Source organism: Aminobacter niigataensis, assembly GCF_014200015.1.
Classification (GTDB): Bacteria; Pseudomonadota; Alphaproteobacteria; order Rhizobiales; family Rhizobiaceae; genus Aminobacter; species Aminobacter niigataensis.
On record NZ_JACHOT010000001.1, the window covers coordinates 1,290,721 to 1,311,355 of the forward strand.

Below are 20,635 nucleotides of genomic sequence, written 5' to 3' on the forward strand. Positions count from 1 at the left end.
GACAGCCAAATGTCAGACAGGATCGATGAGGTTTTTGAGCGGCGGTTGGCTAAAGTACGGCCGATCAACGAGATCGTCGGCATTGCCACAACCGCTACAGCTTGGGTGGGATTGTCTGCTTTTTCGGTTACGTTTATTTGGTTCACCACTGAATTTGACCATATCGCAGCGTTCGCTGTTTTGCGGTACCCGGTGACGGTGGTGGCGTGTCTTACGTCGATCTTCGCGGCATACGGTCTTTTTTGGCCGCTTTTGAAGGCGTGTCGCGATCTCTGGAATCAGCCTGGTTCTTCAGGCTATCTTTTCGTCTGGGTTGGCACCTGGGGTCTCTTTTTCGCTTCTATGGTCTGGCTTCTTGGCATAGGCATTACTTTCGCCGGTCTAGCGGCAAGTTTGATGCCAGCGGCGCCCCACTAAGCCGCGCACCAAGCCTTATATGCCACGACAGACCCTGCAGGCGGTATCGGCGTCAGGTTGGTGATGACACGCTCGGCGCCGTCGATAACGAGCATGTCGGTGATCTGTGGCTCAACCTCGGGCACAGCGAACGTCACCATGTCGCCGGTCTCGACGATCAGCACGCCGTTCTCATAGCGCTGGTGAAGCCTCTTGACGGTAGCAGCTAGTGGCCACGTCTCGACTGTCTCAGGCGGGGGCGTCCATTCATTCGGCGGGGTGCCGAGCGTAACGCGCTTCAACTGGACAGCACCTTGCTTGAACTCATCCAACAGTTCGGCCGCAACACCCTGCATCTCGTTGTAAAAGCCGGTCATTTGCACACCAACGTTTTTTCTTTCGCCGATTGACGGACCCAAGTGGTCGCTGCCCTCCGACTACCCATGGTGGCCCCTGCCTATTCCGCGCGAGGCGTTCTGAACTCGCCAAGAGCCTCGGCCTTGGTCACAAGCCCGCAGCCAAGCAACCCGCTAAGCGTGTTCCTCGGAAGGCTAAGGCCTAGTCAATCATCGGCCCTCTGGGCTCAGCGACGAAGCTCATGCCCTGAGCACCTTGCCGAACAGCGCGGGGCTACGCGAAATACTCAATATCGACGACAGGACGTCATCGATCACAGTTAAGACCGGCCGCTGATCGGTGACGCCCGACCCGACTGCATATTCCACAGCAATTTCGCCGACCTTGGCCGACTTCTTGATCTTGCCGGGTGTCACGTCGGGTGAGAGCGAGCCAGGCGCCGCCAATTCACGGACGGCGGCTTCAATAGTCGCGTTGACGATCTCGACCGGGATCTCGTTTTTGTCGATGTATTCTGGCGGGCAGGAACGGTCATAGGCATTGATGCGCGGCCATTCCAGCGCCTGCTCACGCCGATTGGTGCGAGAGCCTGGGAAGCTGCCTCGATAGCGCCCGTCGAGCCAGGTTGTAGCCCGCCGCAATGCCTGTTCGGCTGCTGCTTCAGGCGTTGTTGGAAAGGTCAGCCCGCGCGCCGTGGCATAAGCAGCAGCGTCCGCAACTGAAACATAGCTCTCTGCCGTCGGGGAGCCCGAGCCTGTCTCTACAATCAGAGGCATGAGTCAGTCCTTGTGTCGGATACTCTGGACGGGGCCAAACGCGCCAGATGCATGTTCCTTGGCCGCCTCGATCGCTTGCTCGGCGGTTGCCCCGGCAAACATGGCGCCGTATGCCGTTGCCGACCCGGCTCCGATCGAAAAGTACGGAGCCTCATAGACTTCATCGCCTTTGGCGGTGCGAAGCCGCAGTGCCCCTTCTGGCGGGACAATCAAGACGATGAACGACGAGCGGTTGTCTGGTTCGGCGTCAGCCCTCGGCTCATCACCGCGATAGCCGCCCTTGACCCATCCGAGATAAGCACAGCATTCGGCTGCATTGCCGGCGACGCCGTGCAGCGCGCCGTCGATGCCCTTCGCCAGCTTCACCGCCCACCCGTGGGAGGCATCGCCGATCCATGAGCCGCTGTCGGACGCCATGACGCCCGCACGATAGGCGATTGTTGTCACACGCCGGCCTCAACCATGCGGCGGCGGAGTTCATCCACGTCCCATCCGGGGAACGGCTTCTTGCCGAGCTTGGCCAGATAGTCAGCCCGCAACGCGGAAAGATCGCCTTCGTTGACGCCGGCGGTGTCATCCAAGTCGCGGAGCTCGCCTCCGATCACCCAGCCGTTTCGCTCATGGTCTTCAACGCAGGTCGAATGGACGCCGAGCGTCTCGCCATTCTTGGTCATTGCAATAAGTTCGGACATGGTTGTCTCGCTTCGGTTGGAGAGGAGCCGAGGGCGCGCGAACGCCCCCGACAATCAGATCGGGCTATCAGCCGGCGAGAAGCGCGATGTGTTCGCTCTTGATGGCGCGGAAGCCCCAGGCGAGGCGAACGTGGTAGACGGTCTGCAGGAACTGACGGTAGACCGCGACCTCGAAGGCGAGGCCGGTACGCGGATCCACGATCTGGGTCACGTCATCGGCGCTGTCACCACCCTTCGGCATGGCCGGCGCGCGGGTGGCGAGGACGATTGCCGAGCGAGCGAAGGCGACGTTCGGCGTGTAGCTGTTGCCGATCGTGAGCGCGTTGGCGGTGGGGATGGTCATCAGCGCGCCCGGCTTATTGAGCGCGATCGTGCCAGGTGCAGCAACACCGGCGCCCACCACGTACTTGTTGGCAGCATCGGCAGCAAAGGAGACCACGTCGCCGGCAAGCACTGTGCCCGTGCCGGTGACGAGCGCGATGTTGCTGACGCCGGGCGCAGTGGCACCTGACGTCACGTAGGCCGCGCCGGAACCCTTGGCGTGCATGCCAACAGCATGGGAGTGACGGATCGCCATGTTCATCACGCGATCGGTCATGCCGTTGCGCAGCATGTCCGAGGAACCGGCCTCGTTGACCTTGAACAAGCCCGACTGCTTGCCACGAAGATTGCCCATGGCTGCATGGCCAAGCGCAAGCTGAATGTCCGTCGTTGGGGTGCCGTTCTCTTCGAGGATGCGTAGGACACCCGCAAAATCCGTCAGGTCGGCGGCGGTGCCGAATGGCGTCGTGCCGACCGTGCCATAGGCGCGCGAGGCGCGCTTGTAGGCTTCGAGCCAAAGGTCGGCCTCGATCTCGTTCACCAGCGTCCGCATCGCCTGGTAGAAGCGATCGGCCTGGACCGACGAAAACGTACCGGCATTCTCGAGACCTTTGGTTTCTTCGCCATTCCAGCGGACCGGAACGTGCTTGGACTTGGAGATGGTCACCGGCACGTTGTCGACGGTGCTATCGCCGGTGTCCGGTGCGTTGACACCGGGGGTGTTGTTCGCCGAGGCCGCCGCGGTCGTCACAGGGACGAGGACGTTCTCGTTTAGCGCGGCGCGCGCAATGCTCGAGCTACGCGACACGGCCGGGATAAAGCCAGTCAGTTCGCGCGAGATGACGTCCAGAGCTTCGTAAAGGTCCGGAATGAGGTCAGTCAGGGTGTTTGCCATGGGATGGCCCTTTCAGGTTTCGAGTTTGGGGAGGTGTTGGGCCATCCGACCCGGGGCGCCGTCCCTCATCCAAGGTCCGGCGATCTGCTTGGACACGCGCGTCAGTCGATGACCTTCACGCCTTCCTTGATCTTGGCTGCGCGATCCGCGTGCGGCAGCCCTTCGAATTCCGTTCGGGAGATGGTCTTGCCGCCCTGCCCGCCGCCGTTTCCCGGCTTGGCGCCAGAGCCACCGCCGGTGCCCTTCAGGATGCTGTCTTTGTATGGGTACTGGTCGACCAGAATCTCCATCGCTTCGTCGAACTCAGCGATCTCGCCTGGCTTGGCGCGAGAGAACAACTTGTTGCCGGCGGCGTCGAAGGCCACGACCTTGCCGTCCTCGATTTTGAAGTGCTCGCCGAATACCTTCTGAGCAGCTGGGCCCGGCAAGGTGGTCTTGTCCGTGACGAACTTCGATCGCGCGAAACGCCCGCCGATCATCTCGCCGTTGAGGGCTGCCTCTAGTTTGTCGCCTCGGGTCTTTTCGGCGGCAAGCGCCTCGGCATTTGCCTTGTTCGCTGCGGCGACGGACTCCTCGGCGGCCTTCTTGATTCCGGCCTTCAACTCCTCGACCTTGCCGGCCTCCATGAGCTTGCCGGCGTCGAGGTTCTTGAAGGTCTCCAGCGCCTTCTTGGCCGCGTCGGCGTCCTCGATGCCCTCGAAGGCCTTCAGTTTCCCTTCGGCCGCCTCCTTGGCCTCGCGGTGGCCCTTTGCCTCACCGTTCAACCTGGTGATGGTGGCAACGGTGCCCGGCGCATCGAACGCGACCTCCTTGCCGTCGTCATGAACAAACACGGGCTTGCCGTCCTGGACCTCGGCATAGGTCTTGCCGTCGACGGTTACGATCTTCAGCTTCACGGTCGTCTCTTTCCGGGCATCCGCCCTTGGCTATGGCGCATCCGCGCCGAAACACCCGCCGGACATCCGCCGGCAGGCCAATTCGTCAGTGATATTGGGTGATGGTTAGTCCTCGTTCGTCGGCGGCAGCGCGCCCGTCAGGGCGTCTTCGTCGTCATCCCCCGGCACTTCGGCCAGGATCAGATCCATATCGACATCGGCATCGTATTCCGGTGCCAGCCAGTCGCGCCGTTTGGCCTCGTTGATCAGCGCTTCGCGGCTGATGTCCTTGGCCTCGCGCATCTTCAGGAGGACATCGGCCGCCTTATCGGTCTCGACGTCGATCGCGAAGTCGGTGTGCACCGTCACTTCTGGCTCGCTGCTGTCGCCAAGCCACTTGCAGGTCAGGGCAAGAGCCTGCTCGAGCGCATCTTTCAGGTTCAATGCCCACGCTTGGATTGCCGTGTTGCCCTTCTGTGCCGCGAACGCCGTGGTGACGACAGTCAGGTTACCGGTCTGCGCAGTCAGCGGCTGGCGGCCGAGCTCGCGCAACTGCTGTTCCGTCACCTTCACCTGATCGGCCAGGAACTTCAGCGAAGCCGCCGTCGGTTCAATGAAAGCCCACTCCCCATGCTGCCCCTCGCCGTTTGGTGGGGCGTACAGAACCCGCTTCGGACCAACTGGTGCCGGCTGCACCTTGCCGGCGGCATCAACGGGGGGCGAAACACCATTGCCGGCCAGCATCGGGAACGCGGTGTTCTCCGATGCGTACTTGAGGCCACTTTCCTGCTGGTAGTGCTCAATCTGCAGGTAAGCTGCGTCCTGCATCGGCGGGACGAACTGCCACGATCCTTCCTTGCGCCGTCCGGTGATGAACGGGACGATTGCGATGACACCGATAGCGATAGGCCCGCCACCGAGCGACACCCATTCCTTTTCGTCGCTATTGGACTTTTTCTGTTCCTCGAATAGTTCCCATGTCGCAGGACCGTAGGCCCCGCCGTCCCGCTGCTCCCGATTGAGCACGCGGACACGGCTGACCATCTTCTCGCCATATCCATCCCGGACCGTCTCGGGCTCATGGATACGGGCATGGATGAACTCTTCCTTGCCACCAATCACCGCCGAGTAGACGGCGAGCATTCGGGTTGCCGGCACATGCACCCAATAGGGCCGGGCGCCGAGTTCCTTCTCCGCCTGCCGTGTGGCACCTTCCGGCACTGGGGTCTTATCGACGAAGATCCAGTCCACCGCGGCATTGATTCCGTCGAAGAACCGATTGGCCGCGAAGACATGCAAGTGATTGCCCTGCCCGTCGATATCCTCGATCAGGTCGATGACGGCCGTCGATGCGCTCTTGTCAACAATCCCGACCTCGCGTGAGAACGGTTTGGCGGCCAGGTTCTCAACGATATCGCGATAGATGTTGGTGAACTTGGCATTCCGCCTGCGGAACTCGTAGTCTTCCCTGTCCTCGCCCGAGAACTTCGGCAGGTACTTCTCGCCCGCAGCACGCATAGCGGTAGCGCCCCCCAAAATGGTCTTCACCATCTGCCAGTAGGGCAGCATTGCCGAATAGTCCGACGACGGCGTGTCGGGCGTCGTATCGTCAGCCATTGGCATAGGTTCCAAAGATTGCTGTTGCCGGCTTCGGAGCCAGCGCCAATTCGTTCAGCGCGTCGGCGAAAGCGTCGACCTGGTCGTCATGCTGTGCGTTTGGGAAAGAACACACCTCATCGAGGAACGTTTCGTTCCAAGGCCCGCGTACCAGCTTCACGTTGCCGGCTTCCGCCTGGGCAGAGGCAGGCTTAGCACGCACTGATTTCTCACCCGTCGGCCGGACAGCAATCACGTCGTACCCGGCCAGCAGCTTGATCTTAGTCGCGGCATCAGCCTTACCAGCGGCGCCTGGGTCTTCGGGCATTCTGATGCGAACCGGCAACCCATCCTGGCTGGCCGTGTTCTTCAGATTCCTCTCGACGTCGGCTGGCGACCAGCGATCGCGCTTGACATCCTCGACGTAGAAGACGCCGCCAACCCACGCCATCCGAAGGCCGACGGTCCAGTCAGGCTGCTTGCCAGCCTTCTGCTGTGTGGCAGCAAAGTCCCAAGCTCTGCAGCGAACCGCACCGGCAGGAACCGCATCGACGATCTCGAAGTCGCCGCGCTGGAACATACCGCCCGAACGAGGCGCCGGCCGCTGCTGGAACTGACCCGCAACGGCGTAGGAGCCCATCGGCACTTTGTCGCGTTCAACCACCTCTCGGGGGAAGCGCTCGGGGAACAGTAGCTCCCCGTCTTCGGTGCGTGGATCCTCAAACCCTATCGAGGTGAAGCACTTCCGATCCGGCTCGAACTCCATCGGAAGCATCAGGTGCTCATATCCGAGCGCGAGCTTCTTGATCTGCCCTGAAACATCATCCTCGTGCAGACGCTGCATGATGACGACGATCGCCGACCGGATCGGGTCGTTCAGACGGGTTGGGACCGACTCGCGGAAGATGCGAGATGTGTTGATCCGCTCGGCCTCGCTTTCGGCCGTCTCAGTCGAGTGCGGATCATCGATGATAACGCGATCGCCGCGACCACCGGTGAGGCTTGCAAAGGGGACACCCTCGCGATTGCCTGTCTTGGTGTTGGCGAAGGACGCCTCGCCTGCCCTGACAAGCTCCACCTCAGGCCACAGCGCCCGATACCACTCCGACTGCACCAGATCGCGCATGCGGCGACTGTCGCGCTTGACGTACTTCTCCGCGTAACTCGTGGTCAGATACCGAAGTGACGGGCGCGCAACTGGCCCCCATTCCCACGCCGGCCATAGTACTGAGGTCAGCAGCGACTTCATCGTGCCAGGCGGCACATTGATCAACAGGCGGTTGATGCGACCGTCGGTCACCGCCTCCAGGTGGTCGGAGATCGCGTCAAGGTGCCAGCCATGCACAAAGGTCGAGTTGGGCTCAACGACATGCCAGGCCTCACGGACGAACCCGGAGAGCGTCTGGCACCGTGCCCGGATACGCTCGGCGTCCCGAGCAACTCGCTCTCGCTCTGCCTCAGCTGCCCTACGCGCCCTCTCCTGCCTGATCTGGCGCATCATCGTCGCCGGGTCCGGCAAGCGGGCCGAAGATGCTTTCGAGCTGATCGAGTTCATCACCACTCAGTTTCGTCAGATCGACTGTCTGGATTGGGCCGCCGCGGGGGCCGGAGTGCTGCACAGCTGCCAGCTTGGGATGCACATAAGGCGCTGCAGCTTTCGCCATGTCATCGCGCCTGCCTGCATCGGCCTTCGGGTTGCGCATGACCTTCAGCATGTATTCGAGAGGTGTATCGCCAGTAGCCGCGACCTTCGCCTGGCGCGCTGCTGATGCTTTGTTCGGTGCACCGAGCTTGCGACCAGCCCCTGGCCTATTGCCGCCACGAGACATCTTTGATTTCCTGCATCGGGTCTTGATTGTTTTTCAAAGGGGGCCACGTGGCCAAGGCAAACTGGCCATTTGGCAAGCTGGCGACTATCCTGCTGATTGCATGGCTATTGCTCGGCCTCTTGCCGGTGTTTAGCCTGATGTTCGGCCCGTCATTCCTACCTTCGAGCAAATGGGCATCCAAAACAAACACCCTTGGTCTGATAGCAGGCTTTGGATTTGCTATGTTGGCTGTCTGGCTGTTGTCTAAGGCAGCGGGTCAGGATTCGGACAGTCATTTAACTAAATTTGGCACATTCATTGGCGCTCTGATCTTCGGCTTCATGCTCGGGAAGAACGTCGTCGTCATCACCGGTCCGATGGCGATTGCTCTGATCGCAGGCGACGAGATTGAACTCCACTACACTGTAAAACGCGCAAATAGCATCGGTACCAAATGGTGCCGTTCGTCCGTCGATCTTGATCTGCCCATGCCTTTCAACAGTGTTTGCCGTATTTCCAGCGAATTCAGGGATACCCTCACCCAGGGGACACGCGTAGTAGTCTCTGGCCGCGGAACCAGTTTAGGCGTCTATGCACAGGATCTGCGCCGAGCTGATTGATAGGTGGAGATGAAGCCGACGAAGCGCTGCTGCTTGTCGGTCAGCGCCATTGGTGCTTACCTGTGGTTGCGTTCAAGCATGGGGGTTTTCAATGGGATCACTGGTGAAGAGAGGTGCCGGCAAGGCACCGCGACGCAAGACTGCCAAGGAATTGACCCGAGACGCAATCAAACGTGGGAACAAGGGCAATTCGAACAATAAGAAGTACGGCAAGAAGAAATAGCCGCCGTATCCCCCAAAAAAGGCCCCGGTGTTTGACGCCGGAGCCTTGGGGTCTTTTCAATCTGGGTCAGACCGCCCGAATGTGCGGGTCGATGTGCGAATAGCTGTCGACGGCGATGCGCCAGGTGGTCAGCGGCTGGTTGGCAACGGCGTAGGCCACGGCGTGGGCGTCACGACTTCGCATCTCGTGCTGGCGCTCAGCAACGAGGATCGCATCGACCGGGGCCACATCGGGCAGCACGTAGACGTAGGCAGCGGCGGTCGGAGTATTGAGACCGTATTCGCGCTCCAGCGCCGAGGCTGGCATGCTCAGGAAGATGGCAGCCGCGAGCATGGCGAGGCCGCCGAAGAAGAGACTTCGGAACGTTCGAACCATCTGGGGTTTCTTTCGGGGTTGATTACCGGGGATCACCCGCCCGGCCGGGAACTCATCTCGACAGGTGCCGAGAGTGATGGGAGGATGCGCGCCTCAACGGGAGGGGAAGATGCGCGAACACTATGAGAGACAGATCGCCATAATTGAGGACCGTATCGCCCTCATGGAGGCTGGCAGGTTCACCACCCGATCTATGACTGCAGAACACCCTGTCTGGGTTGACACCACAGCTGGCAACCTCGCGCACGACAGGCAAACTGTCGAAATGCTCAAAGGCGTCATCGCACGCTTCTACCCAGATGAAGAGTGACGGCCTATGCCCCGACTGACCAACACGGCACCAAACAGGGTGCTTCAGGTCGATACCCAGGTGGTCAACGAAGAGCCGCTACTGGCCTTGCTCAACCTTGAAACCGACGACGGGGCAATCGAGCTTGCCATCAACCGCTCAGTGGCCGAGCTGATGATTGATCAGTTGATGACCTTGCTGGGCTATGACGAAGACGAAGAGTGATCAGGCCGGCGGGAAAGCGCGTGAACCTTGCCGCCCACACCGATTGCTCGGCGGAGCCAGACGCTACATGGCTCACTTACGTGGTCGTGTCCGTCCTTATGGTTAAAGCCGGCTTGCACCGCTGTCGTCCTGAACTGGGGCTATCGTAGCCCGCTCGGAACCGCCCCGGTCTCGTGATAAATCACCCCGCCCGTTTGACGGGTGCCCTTTGTTTTAGAAGAGAGGTGACTCAAGGCTTGCAGTGAGCTTCAGTCACGCCAGGGTCTGTCGCAAATATACCTGCCCACAGATCAGGCTTTACTGCTCCCGTCCATAATGTTGACACCCTAGCTTGAAAATACACATTAGCCAGATCAGAAGGATACTCAGGAAACTCGATACCAAATGACTTTGACTCGCCGCCCTCTAGGAATTCTATGTTGAAATAGTCACCGAAAGGGTCGCTGACAACTTCTTTGGCGTGCGCGATCGTGAAGCCTTCAGTGGGAAGATGGGGATCAAACGTGCAGAAACGGACCCGCCATTCAAGTGTGATAAGATCACTAGCGACAGGTCCCGAGTTCACAACCGTGACAACTGCGCGTTCTTTGGTAAGACTAACTCCAACTGGCGTGCGATTCAAAAATTCTGATCGATGAGAGCGACCATAAGTTCTTCCGGTGTCGGCCTCATACAAAGGAATATAGACATGGGCTACAATTTCCTGCTCGCCCTCGTCCCGCATGTGAATGCCGGCCATCATCCTTGAACTCCTATACGTAGTATTCACCCGGAGGAGTCTCTTCCCAACCCTTGTAACCAGACCCCCTATCTCCATCTAAATCAAAGTCAAACAGTGGCAAGGATCCGTCGAGCAGTGCAATGCTGAAGTCAACAGCGTTGCCAAAAACACTACTTCCGCCATATCTGTTCGCAATACGAGCGCCTTCGTCAGGAGTAGTGGCGTAGCCCAATTCGAGAATTGCCTGGATGTTCATGGTGTTCCCAGGAGCTACCATCCAATCCGGTCGCTTCCCCCCAATATTGGGGTTCATCGGAATTGTAGCGTCCGGTTCGTGTAAACTACCTATCCATCGAGGCGGAACCAGCCAATAGAATGGCGGTTTCACATGAGTTGAGGTTGCAAGAGGGTATTGGTTTCCCTCGTATCCTCTTGAGACTATCATATCCTTCAAGAATCCAAAATTTTTGAAATCCTCGTTGCTGCAATATCCCCACCCCGTAAGGCAAAGCATTGTACGCATTGCACTCACAATATAGAAAAGTGCAAGATTAATTATATAAATGATCCAACGCGGGACTGCGGCCACGAACCTAAACAATACAGCCCACGGCAATGTTGCTATCATTAATAAAAGGGTGAGACCCTTTCCGATCCAATTGAAAAGAGCTGAAAGGAAATCCATTATATTACCATTCCATCCTGGAAGCGGCCCCGGATCATTCCTTCTCAGCAAGTCCTTTAGCTCCTCTATGACTTCATTTGCATTACCCGGAGGCGCTTTCGGCCTCCCAACCGTGCCGTCGGTCGACATGCGTAAGTAATTCCGCATGAAGCGGTAGGCAAAAAGAAAATCATCAGTAGAAGGGTATCCACCCTCTAGGAGGCTTGGAACCATTGGAGGGGTATACACCTCTCGCATGCACCGCACGACGAGTTCTGCAACTTGCTCAGAATCCACGGTGTTCAAATAAATGAGTTTATCTAGCCGTGACTTGAGTATGTCTCGTCGCTTGACATTGTTCCACAGCCACGTGTCCGAAATAGTTTCCAGCACAAGGTGGCGATAGGCGTGGTTGCGGAACGGGCCTTCGACAAGGCTATTGATGAACGGATGGCCACAAATATCACCCGCATAGTGGGTCAAATAACCCTTCGCATAAGAGGTCTGAACTGGCCCCCTTGCATTAGCTAGAAGGCTAGAGGCAAATGCTCCGCTTCGCCTGTAATGGAGAATGTCCATCCACCACCATTCGTCATATAGTCCTGGCGGAAGCCTATCTTTCCAAGGCGGATCGTTAGTGTATGGGTGCCCGAACATACGAAATGGGAAACCAACAGTATCTGTCGATTGAACAACCCAATCGCGAGAAAGGTATTCTGGATTTTTAATGAAACCCGCCGGTAATTTGGCGACGATGTCAAGAAGTGGGTTCTTGATAGATATCGCATTTGGCGCTAGCGCAATTCCGAGTTTGACAGTTAGAAAGAATGCGTCAATCACTGTATTGACAGTATAACGTAGATCAGTAGAAAGACCACCTGTAAGCCAGTCGGCGATATCATCGACTGGCTTGGTAAGTTCATCAGTTATTTTCTTAATATCCTCTTTGGTACGATTTATCACGCTTAGAATTTCTAAGACCGCAGCCATTCCCTTTCTTAGCTCTGGTTTTTTTATTGCTGGGTCGAACATAAACAGGGTCGTATCTGGCCCTATCGAGCCAAATCTATATGCGTTTTCATGATGATCTGGAAAAAGGTCTGGCCGCTTCGAATGGGCCAATTCGGCAAAAATGATGTGGCTTCCGAATTTCGGCATTTCACACCTCTTTTCCAAAGCATGTGATTTACGCACGGAACGATGGATTACGCAACGTCAGGCTGCACCACGGCAGGCGCACAGCTTCTAACACCCAGTCGATTGGGATAGGGTCAGCAAGTGCTGAATGACCGCCCCCTCGCCCACCACCCGGCATGCGTAATCCGCACCGGGCGGCTGGAAATTAGATCGGGCAAGCGTTCGAAGTCTAAGCTGCCTTCTGCCGCTGGGCATCGCCTTCAACGGGCTCAAGAAGGTCAGGTCTGATCGTCGGTTTTGCGCCGTCTGCCATCCAGTGTGTACCTGTGGCGACGATATGCAAATCACTACCCTGATTTGGCATCATTGGCACCACCCTCGACCAGTTAGGTGCCTGTAACGATTGAGCATTTTTGAGGATAAGCCTCGCAACGTGTTCAAATGCATCGTTGAGGCGGCGCTCTGCCGTACTACGCGAACGGCCAGACTTCTTGCAGAAATGCCGGAATGACCCGGCGACGCGGGGAGCTGCAAGGCACATCGACCACTTGCCGACCAGGATGCGGTTTTCGTCGCCGTCGACATAGTCGAGCAGCCAACCGTACATCACTTCCTCAGCCCTCGATATGGCCTTGCTGGACGGACGATAGGGCACGTGGTTGCCGTTGATACTGTAGCCTGGATGGTGACCGCCGATAGCCTCGACCTGCACTGCAGGCCACAGCGAACGCACCGCCGCCGGCCGAAGGTTTCGCACGTCCATGTGCGCCATGGTGTCGGCCGCCTCGATGAAACGAGCGCGCACGATGGTAATCAGATCGGCTATTGCGGCCTTCTCGGAATAGTCAAACTGCAAGGCGCTGCTCTGGCTCATCGAGAATCGTCTCCAGTTGCTTGTAGATGAGGATGCGAAGGGAGGCGCGGACTGGCCACGGCCGGCGGGCGACAGCCTCACCGCGCAAAGGACCAAGCGGGATGCGGTCCAATGCGTCGAGCACGTCCCCTGCGCGTTCCATTGCCCAATCCTGGCGTTGCACGAGGATGTCGGAGATTGCGCCGATCGTTTCCGACCAAAGCTCGTCGCGGTTGTTCCGCGTCTGCTTGATGCAGCGAAGGACGAAAATCAGGTGCCCATCGCCGTACTGGTTGCGGATCTCATGCATGGTGCCGCGGGCATGGCTCTGGGCAGCTGCGCGCCGACGGTAGACCGGGACCAACTTGATCCCGAGCCCGTCTAGCAGCGCGTCAAGCTTGCCCTTTGGTCGCGTCATGTGCTCACCGGTGCCGGAAACTTGGCCTGCAGCCTGCCAAACATGGGGTCGCCGCTGGTTGTGAGGCAGTCGGCTGGGACCTCCACCGCTCCGGTGAAACGGTCTTCCTCGCCCTTCGGCACCGTCGGCTTGCCGTCGTGATAGACCACCGGGCACCAACGCCCGGCATGACGCTCGTATCGGAACCAGGCGCTCATATCTTTGGGCTCCTTCTCTCGACCTTGACCTGCCGCCCTTTGACGATGATAGCGCCCAATGTGGCTTCCTGATCCTCAGCAGCTCGCGCAGCGCGCTCCTCATGCCATGCGGCCACGCCGAGGACATCTGCAGCGACTGCTGCCCGCTCTGCATAGATTGCCGGGTTCAGGATCCGCCTGACGCACGCCTTGGCCGCTTCGATGGCCTGGCTGGCCGTATCGCACTCCACCGGGGCGCCATCCTTGCGGACATAGCGCCAGCGCTCCGCGGCAAAGAGTTTGAACAGCGGCCGATAGCGCCCGTTCCACGGCATATGCGAATAATCGGGGAGGAATTCGCCGCTCATGCTGTCTCCTTGATCGGCTGGCCCTTGGTGTCGCTGATGACCTCGATGGTGCTGAACAGCGTCGCGCACTTGTGGCATTTGCGGCGCCTGACGATGGTGTCTCGCTTCGGCCGGCTGTCGATGACAAGCAGCATGTGCGAGGTGCAGACCGGGCATTTCAGGCCGTCTCGATTGCTCATCAAAGGCCCTCCCCGAACAGCGTCTCCGGCATCTCTTCAGACAGCGACTTGAACAGTGTGAACTCGGCATCGAAGCCTATCAGCGGGGACCGCCCTGGCTCGCCGCGCCGGCGCTTGTGGTTGATGATCGCCGCCTGCCCGCGCGCCTCCTCCATCTTCTGGATCATGATCTGCTTCTTGGTCAGCTCGCCGTCTTTGACCCGCTCTGGCGGCATGGTCGGGATCATTTCGCGGAACAAAGGCTCAGGCCGGTACAGGCTGAACCAGACATCGAGGGACTGCTTGATCGACCCGCCACCGTAGGCATCGCCCATGACTGGCCGGAATGCGGTAGAGGACCCACTGGACTGCCACCGGCGCTTCCAGTCGTCGTTGCGCTGGATCAGGATGACAACGGCGACGTTGAGCGTCTTGGCGAGAGCCTTGAGGCCTCGATAGAGCGCGTTGATGCGTTCGGCGAACATATCCTTGGGGTTCGGCAGCGCGATCATCTTCGCATGGTCGATGACGATCAGGTCGAGCCCCTGGCTCTTCACCATCGCCTCGGCCTTGATGCGGACATCGGTCAGGGTGCACTCACCGAACCCGACGATGTAGAAGGGCAGATCAGTCGAGGCCATCATCTCGCGCTCGAGGTCGCCGGCTTCCTTGGTGTTCAAGGTGTAGGCGTCGATCCGGCCAAGGCTGATGTGGCTCTGCTGTGCCGCTGCCTGAAGCGCAGCTTCCTCGTCTGTCACCTCGATCGAGAAGAAGGCCGACTTGAACCCACGGGACGCGGCAAACCGGCACTGCTGCAAGCTGAACGACGTCTTGCCGCCGCCACTGTCCGACATCAGGCCGATCAGGTTGCCGCGGCGGATATCGCCGAGGGCCGAGGTGATCTCCGGCAGAAACCAGGGAATGCGGGAGGATACGTCGCCGCTGGACTTGGCCGCCTTGTCGACGGCGTTGGGCAGGATCACGCCATACTGGGCCGATGCGGCTCGTTCGTTGCCTTCCTGTGCGATCTGGGTGAGCCGGTTGGCAGTCTCACCGATAATCTTCTCGGGCGTCATATCGATCGGCATGTTCTGGGCAAGCGTTTCCAGATCCCGCGCCGCGCCGATCAACTGATGCCGCGACCACATCTCGATGATCGCCCGGCCATAGTCGTAGGCGCCCGAGACCGTGACCGCACTGGCGGCAAGCTGGACGACATAGGCGAACAGGGTCATCTCGCCGACCATCACGCTCGCCGGGATATAAGGTTTGATCGTGATCGGGTTGGCGCCCCTGCCCTCGGCGATCATGGTGCCCATGATCTCGAACAGCTGGGCGTGAATGTGCTCGGCGAAGTGCTGGGGTTTCAGAAAGCCGGCAACGCGCCAGTAGGCGTCATTTGAGGTGAGGATAGCGCCTAGCAGCGCCTGTTCCGCCTCAAGGGCATCGGGGAGAGCTTCGCGGAAAGAGCCAGGGTGTGCGTTCATGCGGCCCTCGCCAAGTTCAACTCCGATGTGCTATTCGGGAAAGTATGCGGGGGCAGCACTACTGGATTCAATTTGGCGCGATCAGCGGGGCCGTAGCAGTCGGCACGTTTATTGCCATTGTCGTGTCTGACGTTGCTACGTTGAAATCTGCTGCCTGCGACGCTCGACCGGCCTGCCTGCGAGATTGGGTGGGCGCATTGAGCGGATGGGTTGCCGCTCTTGGAGCGTTCTTGGCAGCAATTATCACGCTGCCGGAGCTCAAAAGGCAAGCAAGCGAAGCACGACGTCAAACAGACTTCGCTGTTGGCGATGCCGAGCCCGACTTCGTTCTGCAGCGGAATGTCCCCAAGAAGCGATTGGCGTTGGAGGTAACAAATCTCAACAGGCGAGCGATTCTTATCGAAAGCTGGGAGCCAGATGGCGGTAGCGATTTTTCGATCTACAACATCGAACCCTTCGTAGGCGGAGTCGCGCCATCCATTGCTAAGCGGCACAGGTATCGGCCTCGAATACCGAACTACCGAATAGCTGGCTGGCAAGTCCGGAGCGACGCTTCGCCGAAAAGGAAATTTGCTGTCGTTTTGTCCAAAGATGGCAAAATAGTCGACGACCCGGCAGCTTTCCGCGATCGGATATCGCTCCGCATTAGATTTCGCATCGTTGGGCAAAAGCACGAGCGCCGAGAAGCAATCACTACAGCGATTGAAATTGACGAGTAGATACGATCGGCCAACACAATTGAGATTGGTCATGCTGCCGTCCTCTCCCGCAGCATCTTGAACCGCTGGCAAGCCTCGCCAGCGATTGCGATGCCAACCGCCTCGGCGGCATCCGCGTTCTTCACGTCGATCTTGAATGCCCGGCACCTGTCGACCGCGGCACGCTTCCACGCCGCACGGTCGAAGCCGGGTGAGCGCCCCATACCGAGGAAGTGCTTCCGCCACGTCGCAGACGGGATCGTTTCCCATGGGATGCGATAGGCGGCGATGATGGCCACGGCCGCACACACCAGCCCTTCGAGCTGCAGCGCATTCGGGTTGATGGTCTGCTCGTCGACCGGGCCGGCGAGCGTCTGCTTGGTCTTCTTGAACGAGACCACGTTGCGCATGGGCTGCTCGATTGACACGAAGTCGGGCCGACCGGCCTTGAACATCGCAACGAGCTGTTGAGCGAGCGATGCGGCCTTTTCCTCCGCGTTGTCGCCCACGGCCTTGATGAGACCGGTCTTGACCGATGAAAGGGATGATCCTGGCTCATACCAGGCAAAGCCGGTCGTCGTCGCGATGTCGAGCCCGAGGATCAGCATGGTTTCCCCCTTGCCTGTTCCTCGGCTGTCACTAGGATCGCCGCCGATTGGCGGGGAATTCTATGAAGAACTCTGAGAACCATCTGTGGTTCGCTGTGCTTGTGTCCGGCGCGCTCGGAATTATCCTTGGCGTCGCGTGGATGGACTTGGATCACCAAGCCAAATGGCTCTACGACTATCAGACGCTGATCACTGGTATCGCCGCTGTTGGTGCCGCCTTCATAACCGTTAGCGCGATGAGCCGGTCGGAGGAGAGGCAGCAGCAGAGACACGATGAGCTGATGAAGCTGAACCTCCGCGCCGACCGCCTCAGGGCAAGGCGCGCGGCATACCCTCATTCGGAACAGCTTGAGCAGTCGACAAGAAGGCTCGAAAAGGCCATCGCTGCCTATGGGCAGGATCAAGGCCAAGCCAACGACGCTCGCCGACAAAAAATTCGCAAGATGCTCTCGCTCAGATCCCTTATCATTTCGATCCTTCACCGCGAGAGCATCGTCGAAGCCAAAGACCTCTTTGGAAGCGCTATGGCTTTCACCCTTCAACGGATAGAAGCGGACTTTTGCGCTGACGCCGAAATATTTCGGATGGCTGGCGACTACACCACATCGACGGGGGGGGCTTCCGACTACACGATCAGCCTTTGCGACATGTCCGTGGAAAGGATGTCGGACAACATCGCGGACCTTCAAGCCTTTGCTGGTCATCTCAACCAATTGGCAGGGTACTACGGCGAGTAGCATCCGGGACCTACTCCGCTGCTTCGGCAAACGGGTCGCCGCCACCCCGGATGATAAGCTCGTCGCCTGACGCCGCTTCTTCCTTCTTCTTGATACCGGCGAAGAGAGAGCCCTGCCCGTCATGCCAGCCGCGGGCGTATTCCTGCCCTTCGGCCGAACCTTCGTTGTAGGGATTGGACAGGCTGTCGCCGCGGAGACCGGCTTCCTCGCCGTCGCGATAGGCGCGCTCGGTCAGCGGCGCCCGGTCGGTGAAGATGTCGAGTTGGGTGTTGATCGGCACGCCGGCGAACGCCATGGCCTGACGCTCGGCCTCTTGCTTCGCCTTGAGCTTCGCTTGGCCTTCGGGCGTCTGGGCCTTCTCGTAGGTCTTGATCTGATCGAGGCCGTACTCGCCGAGATCGGCCTTGATGACCTTGCCCACCTGCTTCATCCGTGCAGTGGCGGCCTTCTGTGCCGCCTGTGCTTCGAGGTAATTCTTGCGGTTGATGAAGAACAGAACCTTGCGGTCCTTGTCGCTCACGTCGCCTGAGTTGTGGCCTGCTGTGGTCATGTCGTTCTCCTCCTCACCACACAGTGGCGCGCTGGGTTGTTGGTCGTTGCGTGATCGCCATTCCGTTGGCGTCCATGGCCCAGATCGTCACCAGGATCGCCGCCGCTGCGCCTGCCGCCACGAAGACGAAGCCTCGCGAGGGCTGGTGCCGCATCCGTTCAATTTCGAGCATCAAAGTCGCTCGTGCCCACTTGCGCAGGCCTTTGATCAACCGCATTTCGGATTGCCTTCAGTTCGAGCCGCTCCGCGTCTTTGCGGTCGGCATCGGCCTCGATCCACGAGCAGAGATGCCCGTACTTGTTACGTAGCAGCCGATAGACGTCCCCATTCGGGAACTTCATGGTCTTCCAGTTCTTCCAAAGCCGCTCCGCCTGAGCCGGCGTGACGCCAGCCTCTTTCGCAGCCCGGTCACGTGCTGCGGTCTTGGTGTCGCCGTCGAACTTGAATTCCTTTTTGGCTCCGGCTTTTAGAAGCTGGAAAGCCTCCCAGGCCGCCACACTCGTAGTCATGACTTCGCCCCGTTTTGGTACGGATTCGCACCGTCTTGGTTCGGACATGCTCTTTCCTTTCGCCCTATGGTGTGTCCGTCACCAAGCGCGACTGAGCCGGGAACCCCGGCGGATACTGAGCCCCACGGCACGATGTCGAAGGGCAGGAAGGGAATGGAAAATGCACGCTCATCAGAACCGCCAAGCTCGTCGGAGTGTGCAATTGCGACTGCCGTTCTCATGGGCGCCAACCCCTGCGAACGAACGTGAAAAGACCCAGGCCAAGAGCGGCGCCAACCGCCAGAGGCCAGCAAATGATGACGACGTATTCGCGCAGGCCCGTGGGTACATACCGCCCATCGGGTCCCCGGCTTACGGCCGAGGCAGCGCCAACAACGCCGAGCGCATAAAGGGTTGAGGCCAGCCAGGTCATGACGCCCTCGACATGAGTGCGTGGGCGACCCAGCCGAAACATGCGGCGACTGCCAGCGATAGCCACCAGGCGATGAAAAGCGTCATGCCGCCACCTTGACGGAACCGGTGACAACGGAGCCGGCGGCGCCCTGGTTCAGGCCCACAGTCGACTTCTGGTCGCGGATCATCTCACCGAGACGGCGCTCCGCCCGGATCCTGATCTCGGCGGCGTCCACTTCGAGCTGCTTGTTCCTCGCCTGCTTGGCATAGGCCCGCATAGCTTCGGCACTGTCGCGGATATCTTTGACGTCGTCGACGGACTTCGCCTCGGCCAGTGCGCGACAAGCCGCGTCGTATCGGATCAGCGAAGAAGCAGCCTGCTCGCCAGTCGGCATGATCTGGTGCGCCAGGCTCATACTGCGGACTCCGAAGCCGGGCCGAAAATGTCCGGACGCAGAAGATGTCGCGAAACACCCGTGATGCGCTCAACATCCAGCACTCGCTCCGGTGGACACTTGCGCCATTGCGAAACGGCTTGCGGCGTCAAGCCCCCGATGGAACGGGCCAAGGCAGCGGGGCCGCCGGCCATTTCAACTGCTGTTTCGATCGCATCACACATGCACAAACTGAAAGCATATCTTTCACTTAATAGCAAGCATCTCTTTCAGTGAAAGCGTGGCTTTCGTCTGACATTGTCCGATCATGAGAAAAGAGCCAAAACCAGAAGACATCGAACTCGGGAAGCGCATCAAATGGGTGCGCGAGCAGCATGTTAAGGTGAAGCCGGCTGAGTTTGCCCACCTGCTGAATGTAACAAGGCAAGCCGTAGTCAATTGGGAACGCGGTCACGGCGCCGACCGAAAGCGCCTGGAGAAAATTGCGCTTGTCTATGGAGTGAGCTTCGACTGGCTAGCGACAAACCGCGGCGAACCGATAGTGGGGGCTGCAACTCAGCCCTCCAGCACCTTGCCTCCTGCGGTGGCCGAACGCTCGGCCGATGCCAAGATTGAAAAGGACGAACCGCTCCGCGCCAGTGATGTCGGCGAACCTATTGAGGGTATTCGCGCTATTGAATCCGCCCTCAATCGAGTTGTTGGGCTCAAGCGGAAAAACGTTCGTCAGCTGCTCAATGAGATCAGCGATATGCTGGCGTCTAACGCTGCCGAATCGACACAAAGTACACCTCATGGTCGATCTGAACCCGCCAATCCCCGCCGTGCAAAAGCGCCATCATAGTCGCAATCTCGGCCGCCTTTCGCTTGACGACTGTCTTCGGATCTAGCGGAGCTACCGCACCTGCAGCCTTTCGAAGGTCAGCGACAATCTCCTCATTCCGCGTTGCAAAGCGCCGCCCGTATTCGATCATGATGCCCGCGCTGCCTCGCTAAACACGCTGCATTTCGTTCATCTCCTCTGGCAGTTCGCCGAACGCGGCGATCAACTTTGGATCCTCGAAATCTCCGGTTATGGCGTCACCCTCTCGGACGAAGGCAACAACCAGGGGCTTTCTGCTGGCGAGCCTCTCAGCCAGTTGCTTGGCGTGAACGACATCACGAGCCTCCACTGGGGTATCTGCCACCATCTTGCCGCGCTTACCGGACTGATAGCTCTGGACTACGTACATTGTACTCATACTCGCCTCCCACGGCGTTCCTGTTGATGCCCAATAGGAACGCTGTCCTATCGACAGAGTCAAGAACGAATAAGGAA

Annotated in this window: 32 protein-coding genes; 7 read left to right on the forward strand and 25 right to left on the reverse strand. The window is 59.1% G+C overall.

Annotated elements, in window-relative coordinates; all coding sequences use genetic code 11:
• Positions 1-9: 9 nt before the first annotated feature.
• Complete coding sequence (locus GGQ99_RS06475; protein ID WP_183261448.1) at positions 10-417, forward strand: hypothetical protein; 408 nt, start codon at positions 10-12, stop codon at positions 415-417.
• Here GGQ99_RS06475 and GGQ99_RS06480 read toward each other — a convergent pair.
• The 9 genes from GGQ99_RS06480 to GGQ99_RS06520 all read right to left on the reverse strand — a co-directional run bounded on the left by GGQ99_RS06480 (position 414) and on the right by GGQ99_RS06520 (position 7,737).
• Positions 414-773: a hypothetical protein gene (locus GGQ99_RS06480; protein WP_183261450.1), complete on the reverse strand. Its 360-nt coding sequence runs from the start codon at positions 771-773 to the stop codon at positions 414-416. The two genes, GGQ99_RS06475 and GGQ99_RS06480, sit on opposite strands and share 4 nt — an antisense overlap.
• Positions 774-992: 219 nt before the next feature.
• Positions 993-1,529 carry a DnaT-like ssDNA-binding protein gene (locus tag GGQ99_RS06485; protein WP_183261452.1) on the reverse strand — a complete coding sequence of 179 codons (537 nt, stop codon included), beginning with the start codon at positions 1,527-1,529 and terminating at the stop codon, positions 993-995.
• 3 nt (positions 1,530-1,532) lie between these two features.
• The gene (locus tag GGQ99_RS06490) at positions 1,533-1,976 is read right to left on the reverse strand and encodes a hypothetical protein (RefSeq protein WP_183261454.1); all 444 of its coding nucleotides are present in this window, start codon (positions 1,974-1,976) and stop codon (positions 1,533-1,535) included.
• Positions 1,973-2,221, reverse strand: coding sequence for a hypothetical protein (locus GGQ99_RS06495; RefSeq protein WP_183261456.1), 249 nt, complete (start codon positions 2,219-2,221; stop codon positions 1,973-1,975). Before GGQ99_RS06495 ends, GGQ99_RS06490 begins: the two co-directional genes overlap by 4 nt.
• Positions 2,222-2,288: 67 nt before the next feature.
• Entirely contained in the window at positions 2,289-3,437 is a 1,149-nt protein-coding gene (locus GGQ99_RS06500; protein ID WP_183261458.1) for a major capsid protein, read from the reverse strand.
• Positions 3,438-3,538: 101 nt separating this feature from the next.
• Entirely contained in the window at positions 3,539-4,333 is a 795-nt protein-coding gene (locus GGQ99_RS06505; protein ID WP_183261460.1) for a DUF6651 domain-containing protein, read from the reverse strand.
• Between the two features lie 105 nt (positions 4,334-4,438).
• Positions 4,439-5,929, reverse strand: a complete 1,491-nt coding sequence (locus GGQ99_RS06510; RefSeq protein WP_246389425.1) for a DUF4055 domain-containing protein — start codon at positions 5,927-5,929, stop codon at positions 4,439-4,441.
• Positions 5,922-7,409 (reverse strand): phage terminase large subunit, encoded by a 1,488-nt coding sequence (gene terL / locus GGQ99_RS06515; protein ID WP_183261461.1) that lies wholly within the window; start codon positions 7,407-7,409, stop codon positions 5,922-5,924. Before terL ends, GGQ99_RS06510 begins: the two co-directional genes overlap by 8 nt.
• Positions 7,375-7,737 (reverse strand): hypothetical protein, encoded by a 363-nt coding sequence (locus tag GGQ99_RS06520; RefSeq protein ID WP_183261463.1) that lies wholly within the window; start codon positions 7,735-7,737, stop codon positions 7,375-7,377. Before GGQ99_RS06520 ends, terL begins: the two co-directional genes overlap by 35 nt.
• A 47-nt stretch (positions 7,738-7,784) precedes the next feature.
• Here GGQ99_RS06520 and GGQ99_RS06525 point away from each other — a divergent pair, with 47 nt between their 5' ends.
• On the forward strand, positions 7,785-8,336 hold the full coding sequence (locus GGQ99_RS06525) for a hypothetical protein (RefSeq protein ID WP_183261465.1): 552 nt from the start codon (positions 7,785-7,787) through the stop codon (positions 8,334-8,336).
• 289 nt (positions 8,337-8,625) lie between these two features.
• Here the strand turns inward: GGQ99_RS06525 and GGQ99_RS06530 are convergent, their stop codons facing one another.
• Positions 8,626-8,934, reverse strand: a complete 309-nt coding sequence (locus GGQ99_RS06530; RefSeq protein WP_183261468.1) for a hypothetical protein — start codon at positions 8,932-8,934, stop codon at positions 8,626-8,628.
• 109 nt (positions 8,935-9,043) lie between these two features.
• Here GGQ99_RS06530 and GGQ99_RS06535 point away from each other — a divergent pair, with 109 nt between their 5' ends.
• Together GGQ99_RS06535 and GGQ99_RS06540 are read left to right on the forward strand one after the other, a co-directional pair.
• Positions 9,044-9,244, forward strand: coding sequence for a hypothetical protein (locus GGQ99_RS06535; protein ID WP_183261469.1), 201 nt, complete (start codon positions 9,044-9,046; stop codon positions 9,242-9,244).
• Positions 9,245-9,250: 6 nt separating this feature from the next.
• Positions 9,251-9,448 (forward strand): hypothetical protein, encoded by a 198-nt coding sequence (locus tag GGQ99_RS06540; RefSeq protein WP_183261471.1) that lies wholly within the window; start codon positions 9,251-9,253, stop codon positions 9,446-9,448.
• Positions 9,449-9,677: 229 nt separating this feature from the next.
• On the opposite strand, the gene GGQ99_RS06545 is transcribed toward GGQ99_RS06540, so the two are convergent.
• From GGQ99_RS06545 to GGQ99_RS06580, 8 genes are all read right to left on the reverse strand, one after another.
• Positions 9,678-10,190 carry a hypothetical protein gene (locus GGQ99_RS06545; RefSeq protein ID WP_183261473.1) on the reverse strand — a complete coding sequence of 171 codons (513 nt, stop codon included), beginning with the start codon at positions 10,188-10,190 and terminating at the stop codon, positions 9,678-9,680.
• Positions 10,191-10,200: 10 nt separating this feature from the next.
• The gene (locus tag GGQ99_RS06550) at positions 10,201-11,991 is read right to left on the reverse strand and encodes a zinc dependent phospholipase C family protein (RefSeq protein WP_183261475.1); all 1,791 of its coding nucleotides are present in this window, start codon (positions 11,989-11,991) and stop codon (positions 10,201-10,203) included.
• Between the two features lie 208 nt (positions 11,992-12,199).
• On the reverse strand, positions 12,200-12,844 hold the full coding sequence (locus GGQ99_RS06555) for a hypothetical protein (protein ID WP_183261477.1): 645 nt from the start codon (positions 12,842-12,844) through the stop codon (positions 12,200-12,202).
• Positions 12,816-13,241, reverse strand: a complete 426-nt coding sequence (locus GGQ99_RS06560; protein WP_183261479.1) for a hypothetical protein — start codon at positions 13,239-13,241, stop codon at positions 12,816-12,818. The genes GGQ99_RS06555 and GGQ99_RS06560 overlap by 29 nt, the downstream gene beginning before the upstream one ends.
• Complete coding sequence (locus GGQ99_RS06565; RefSeq protein ID WP_183261481.1) at positions 13,238-13,438, reverse strand: hypothetical protein; 201 nt, start codon at positions 13,436-13,438, stop codon at positions 13,238-13,240. Before GGQ99_RS06565 ends, GGQ99_RS06560 begins: the two co-directional genes overlap by 4 nt.
• Positions 13,435-13,785, reverse strand: a complete 351-nt coding sequence (locus GGQ99_RS06570) for a hypothetical protein (RefSeq protein WP_183261483.1) — start codon at positions 13,783-13,785, stop codon at positions 13,435-13,437. The genes GGQ99_RS06565 and GGQ99_RS06570 overlap by 4 nt, the downstream gene beginning before the upstream one ends.
• The gene (locus GGQ99_RS06575) at positions 13,782-13,964 is read right to left on the reverse strand and encodes an NrdR family transcriptional regulator (protein ID WP_183261485.1); all 183 of its coding nucleotides are present in this window, start codon (positions 13,962-13,964) and stop codon (positions 13,782-13,784) included. The genes GGQ99_RS06570 and GGQ99_RS06575 overlap by 4 nt, the downstream gene beginning before the upstream one ends.
• Complete coding sequence (locus GGQ99_RS06580) at positions 13,964-15,430, reverse strand: DnaB-like helicase C-terminal domain-containing protein (protein ID WP_183261487.1); 1,467 nt, start codon at positions 15,428-15,430, stop codon at positions 13,964-13,966. Before GGQ99_RS06580 ends, GGQ99_RS06575 begins: the two co-directional genes overlap by 1 nt.
• A 44-nt stretch (positions 15,431-15,474) precedes the next feature.
• On the opposite strand from GGQ99_RS06580, the gene GGQ99_RS06585 reads away from it, so the two are divergent.
• A complete protein-coding gene (locus GGQ99_RS06585) occupies positions 15,475-16,149 on the forward strand; it encodes a hypothetical protein (RefSeq protein ID WP_183261489.1) in 675 nt (224 codons plus the stop codon).
• A gap of 29 nt (positions 16,150-16,178) precedes the next feature.
• Here the strand turns inward: GGQ99_RS06585 and GGQ99_RS06590 are convergent, their stop codons facing one another.
• Positions 16,179-16,736: a hypothetical protein gene (locus GGQ99_RS06590; protein ID WP_183261491.1), complete on the reverse strand. Its 558-nt coding sequence runs from the start codon at positions 16,734-16,736 to the stop codon at positions 16,179-16,181.
• A 62-nt stretch (positions 16,737-16,798) separates the two neighbouring features.
• On the opposite strand from GGQ99_RS06590, the gene GGQ99_RS06595 reads away from it, so the two are divergent.
• Complete coding sequence (locus tag GGQ99_RS06595; RefSeq protein ID WP_183261493.1) at positions 16,799-17,473, forward strand: hypothetical protein; 675 nt, start codon at positions 16,799-16,801, stop codon at positions 17,471-17,473.
• Between the two features lie 10 nt (positions 17,474-17,483).
• On the opposite strand, the gene GGQ99_RS06600 is transcribed toward GGQ99_RS06595, so the two are convergent.
• The 5 genes from GGQ99_RS06600 to GGQ99_RS06620 form a co-directional block, all read right to left on the reverse strand.
• Entirely contained in the window at positions 17,484-18,023 is a 540-nt protein-coding gene (locus GGQ99_RS06600) for a hypothetical protein (protein ID WP_183261494.1), read from the reverse strand.
• Between the two features lie 13 nt (positions 18,024-18,036).
• Entirely contained in the window at positions 18,037-18,195 is a 159-nt protein-coding gene (locus GGQ99_RS06605) for a hypothetical protein (protein WP_183261496.1), read from the reverse strand.
• On the reverse strand, positions 18,182-18,532 hold the full coding sequence (locus tag GGQ99_RS06610; protein WP_246389427.1) for a hypothetical protein: 351 nt from the start codon (positions 18,530-18,532) through the stop codon (positions 18,182-18,184). Before GGQ99_RS06610 ends, GGQ99_RS06605 begins: the two co-directional genes overlap by 14 nt.
• Positions 18,533-19,026: 494 nt before the next feature.
• Complete coding sequence (locus GGQ99_RS06615) at positions 19,027-19,341, reverse strand: hypothetical protein (RefSeq protein WP_183261500.1); 315 nt, start codon at positions 19,339-19,341, stop codon at positions 19,027-19,029.
• Complete coding sequence (locus tag GGQ99_RS06620) at positions 19,338-19,544, reverse strand: transcriptional regulator (protein ID WP_183261501.1); 207 nt, start codon at positions 19,542-19,544, stop codon at positions 19,338-19,340. Before GGQ99_RS06620 ends, GGQ99_RS06615 begins: the two co-directional genes overlap by 4 nt.
• Positions 19,545-19,627: 83 nt before the next feature.
• Here GGQ99_RS06620 and GGQ99_RS06625 point away from each other — a divergent pair, with 83 nt between their 5' ends.
• Positions 19,628-20,161 carry a helix-turn-helix transcriptional regulator gene (locus GGQ99_RS06625; RefSeq protein ID WP_183261503.1) on the forward strand — a complete coding sequence of 178 codons (534 nt, stop codon included), beginning with the start codon at positions 19,628-19,630 and terminating at the stop codon, positions 20,159-20,161.
• A 148-nt stretch (positions 20,162-20,309) separates the two neighbouring features.
• Here GGQ99_RS06625 and GGQ99_RS06630 read toward each other — a convergent pair whose 3' ends face one another.
• Positions 20,310-20,558: a hypothetical protein gene (locus GGQ99_RS06630; RefSeq protein WP_246389429.1), complete on the reverse strand. Its 249-nt coding sequence runs from the start codon at positions 20,556-20,558 to the stop codon at positions 20,310-20,312.
• Between the last annotated feature and the right edge of the window lie 77 nt (positions 20,559-20,635).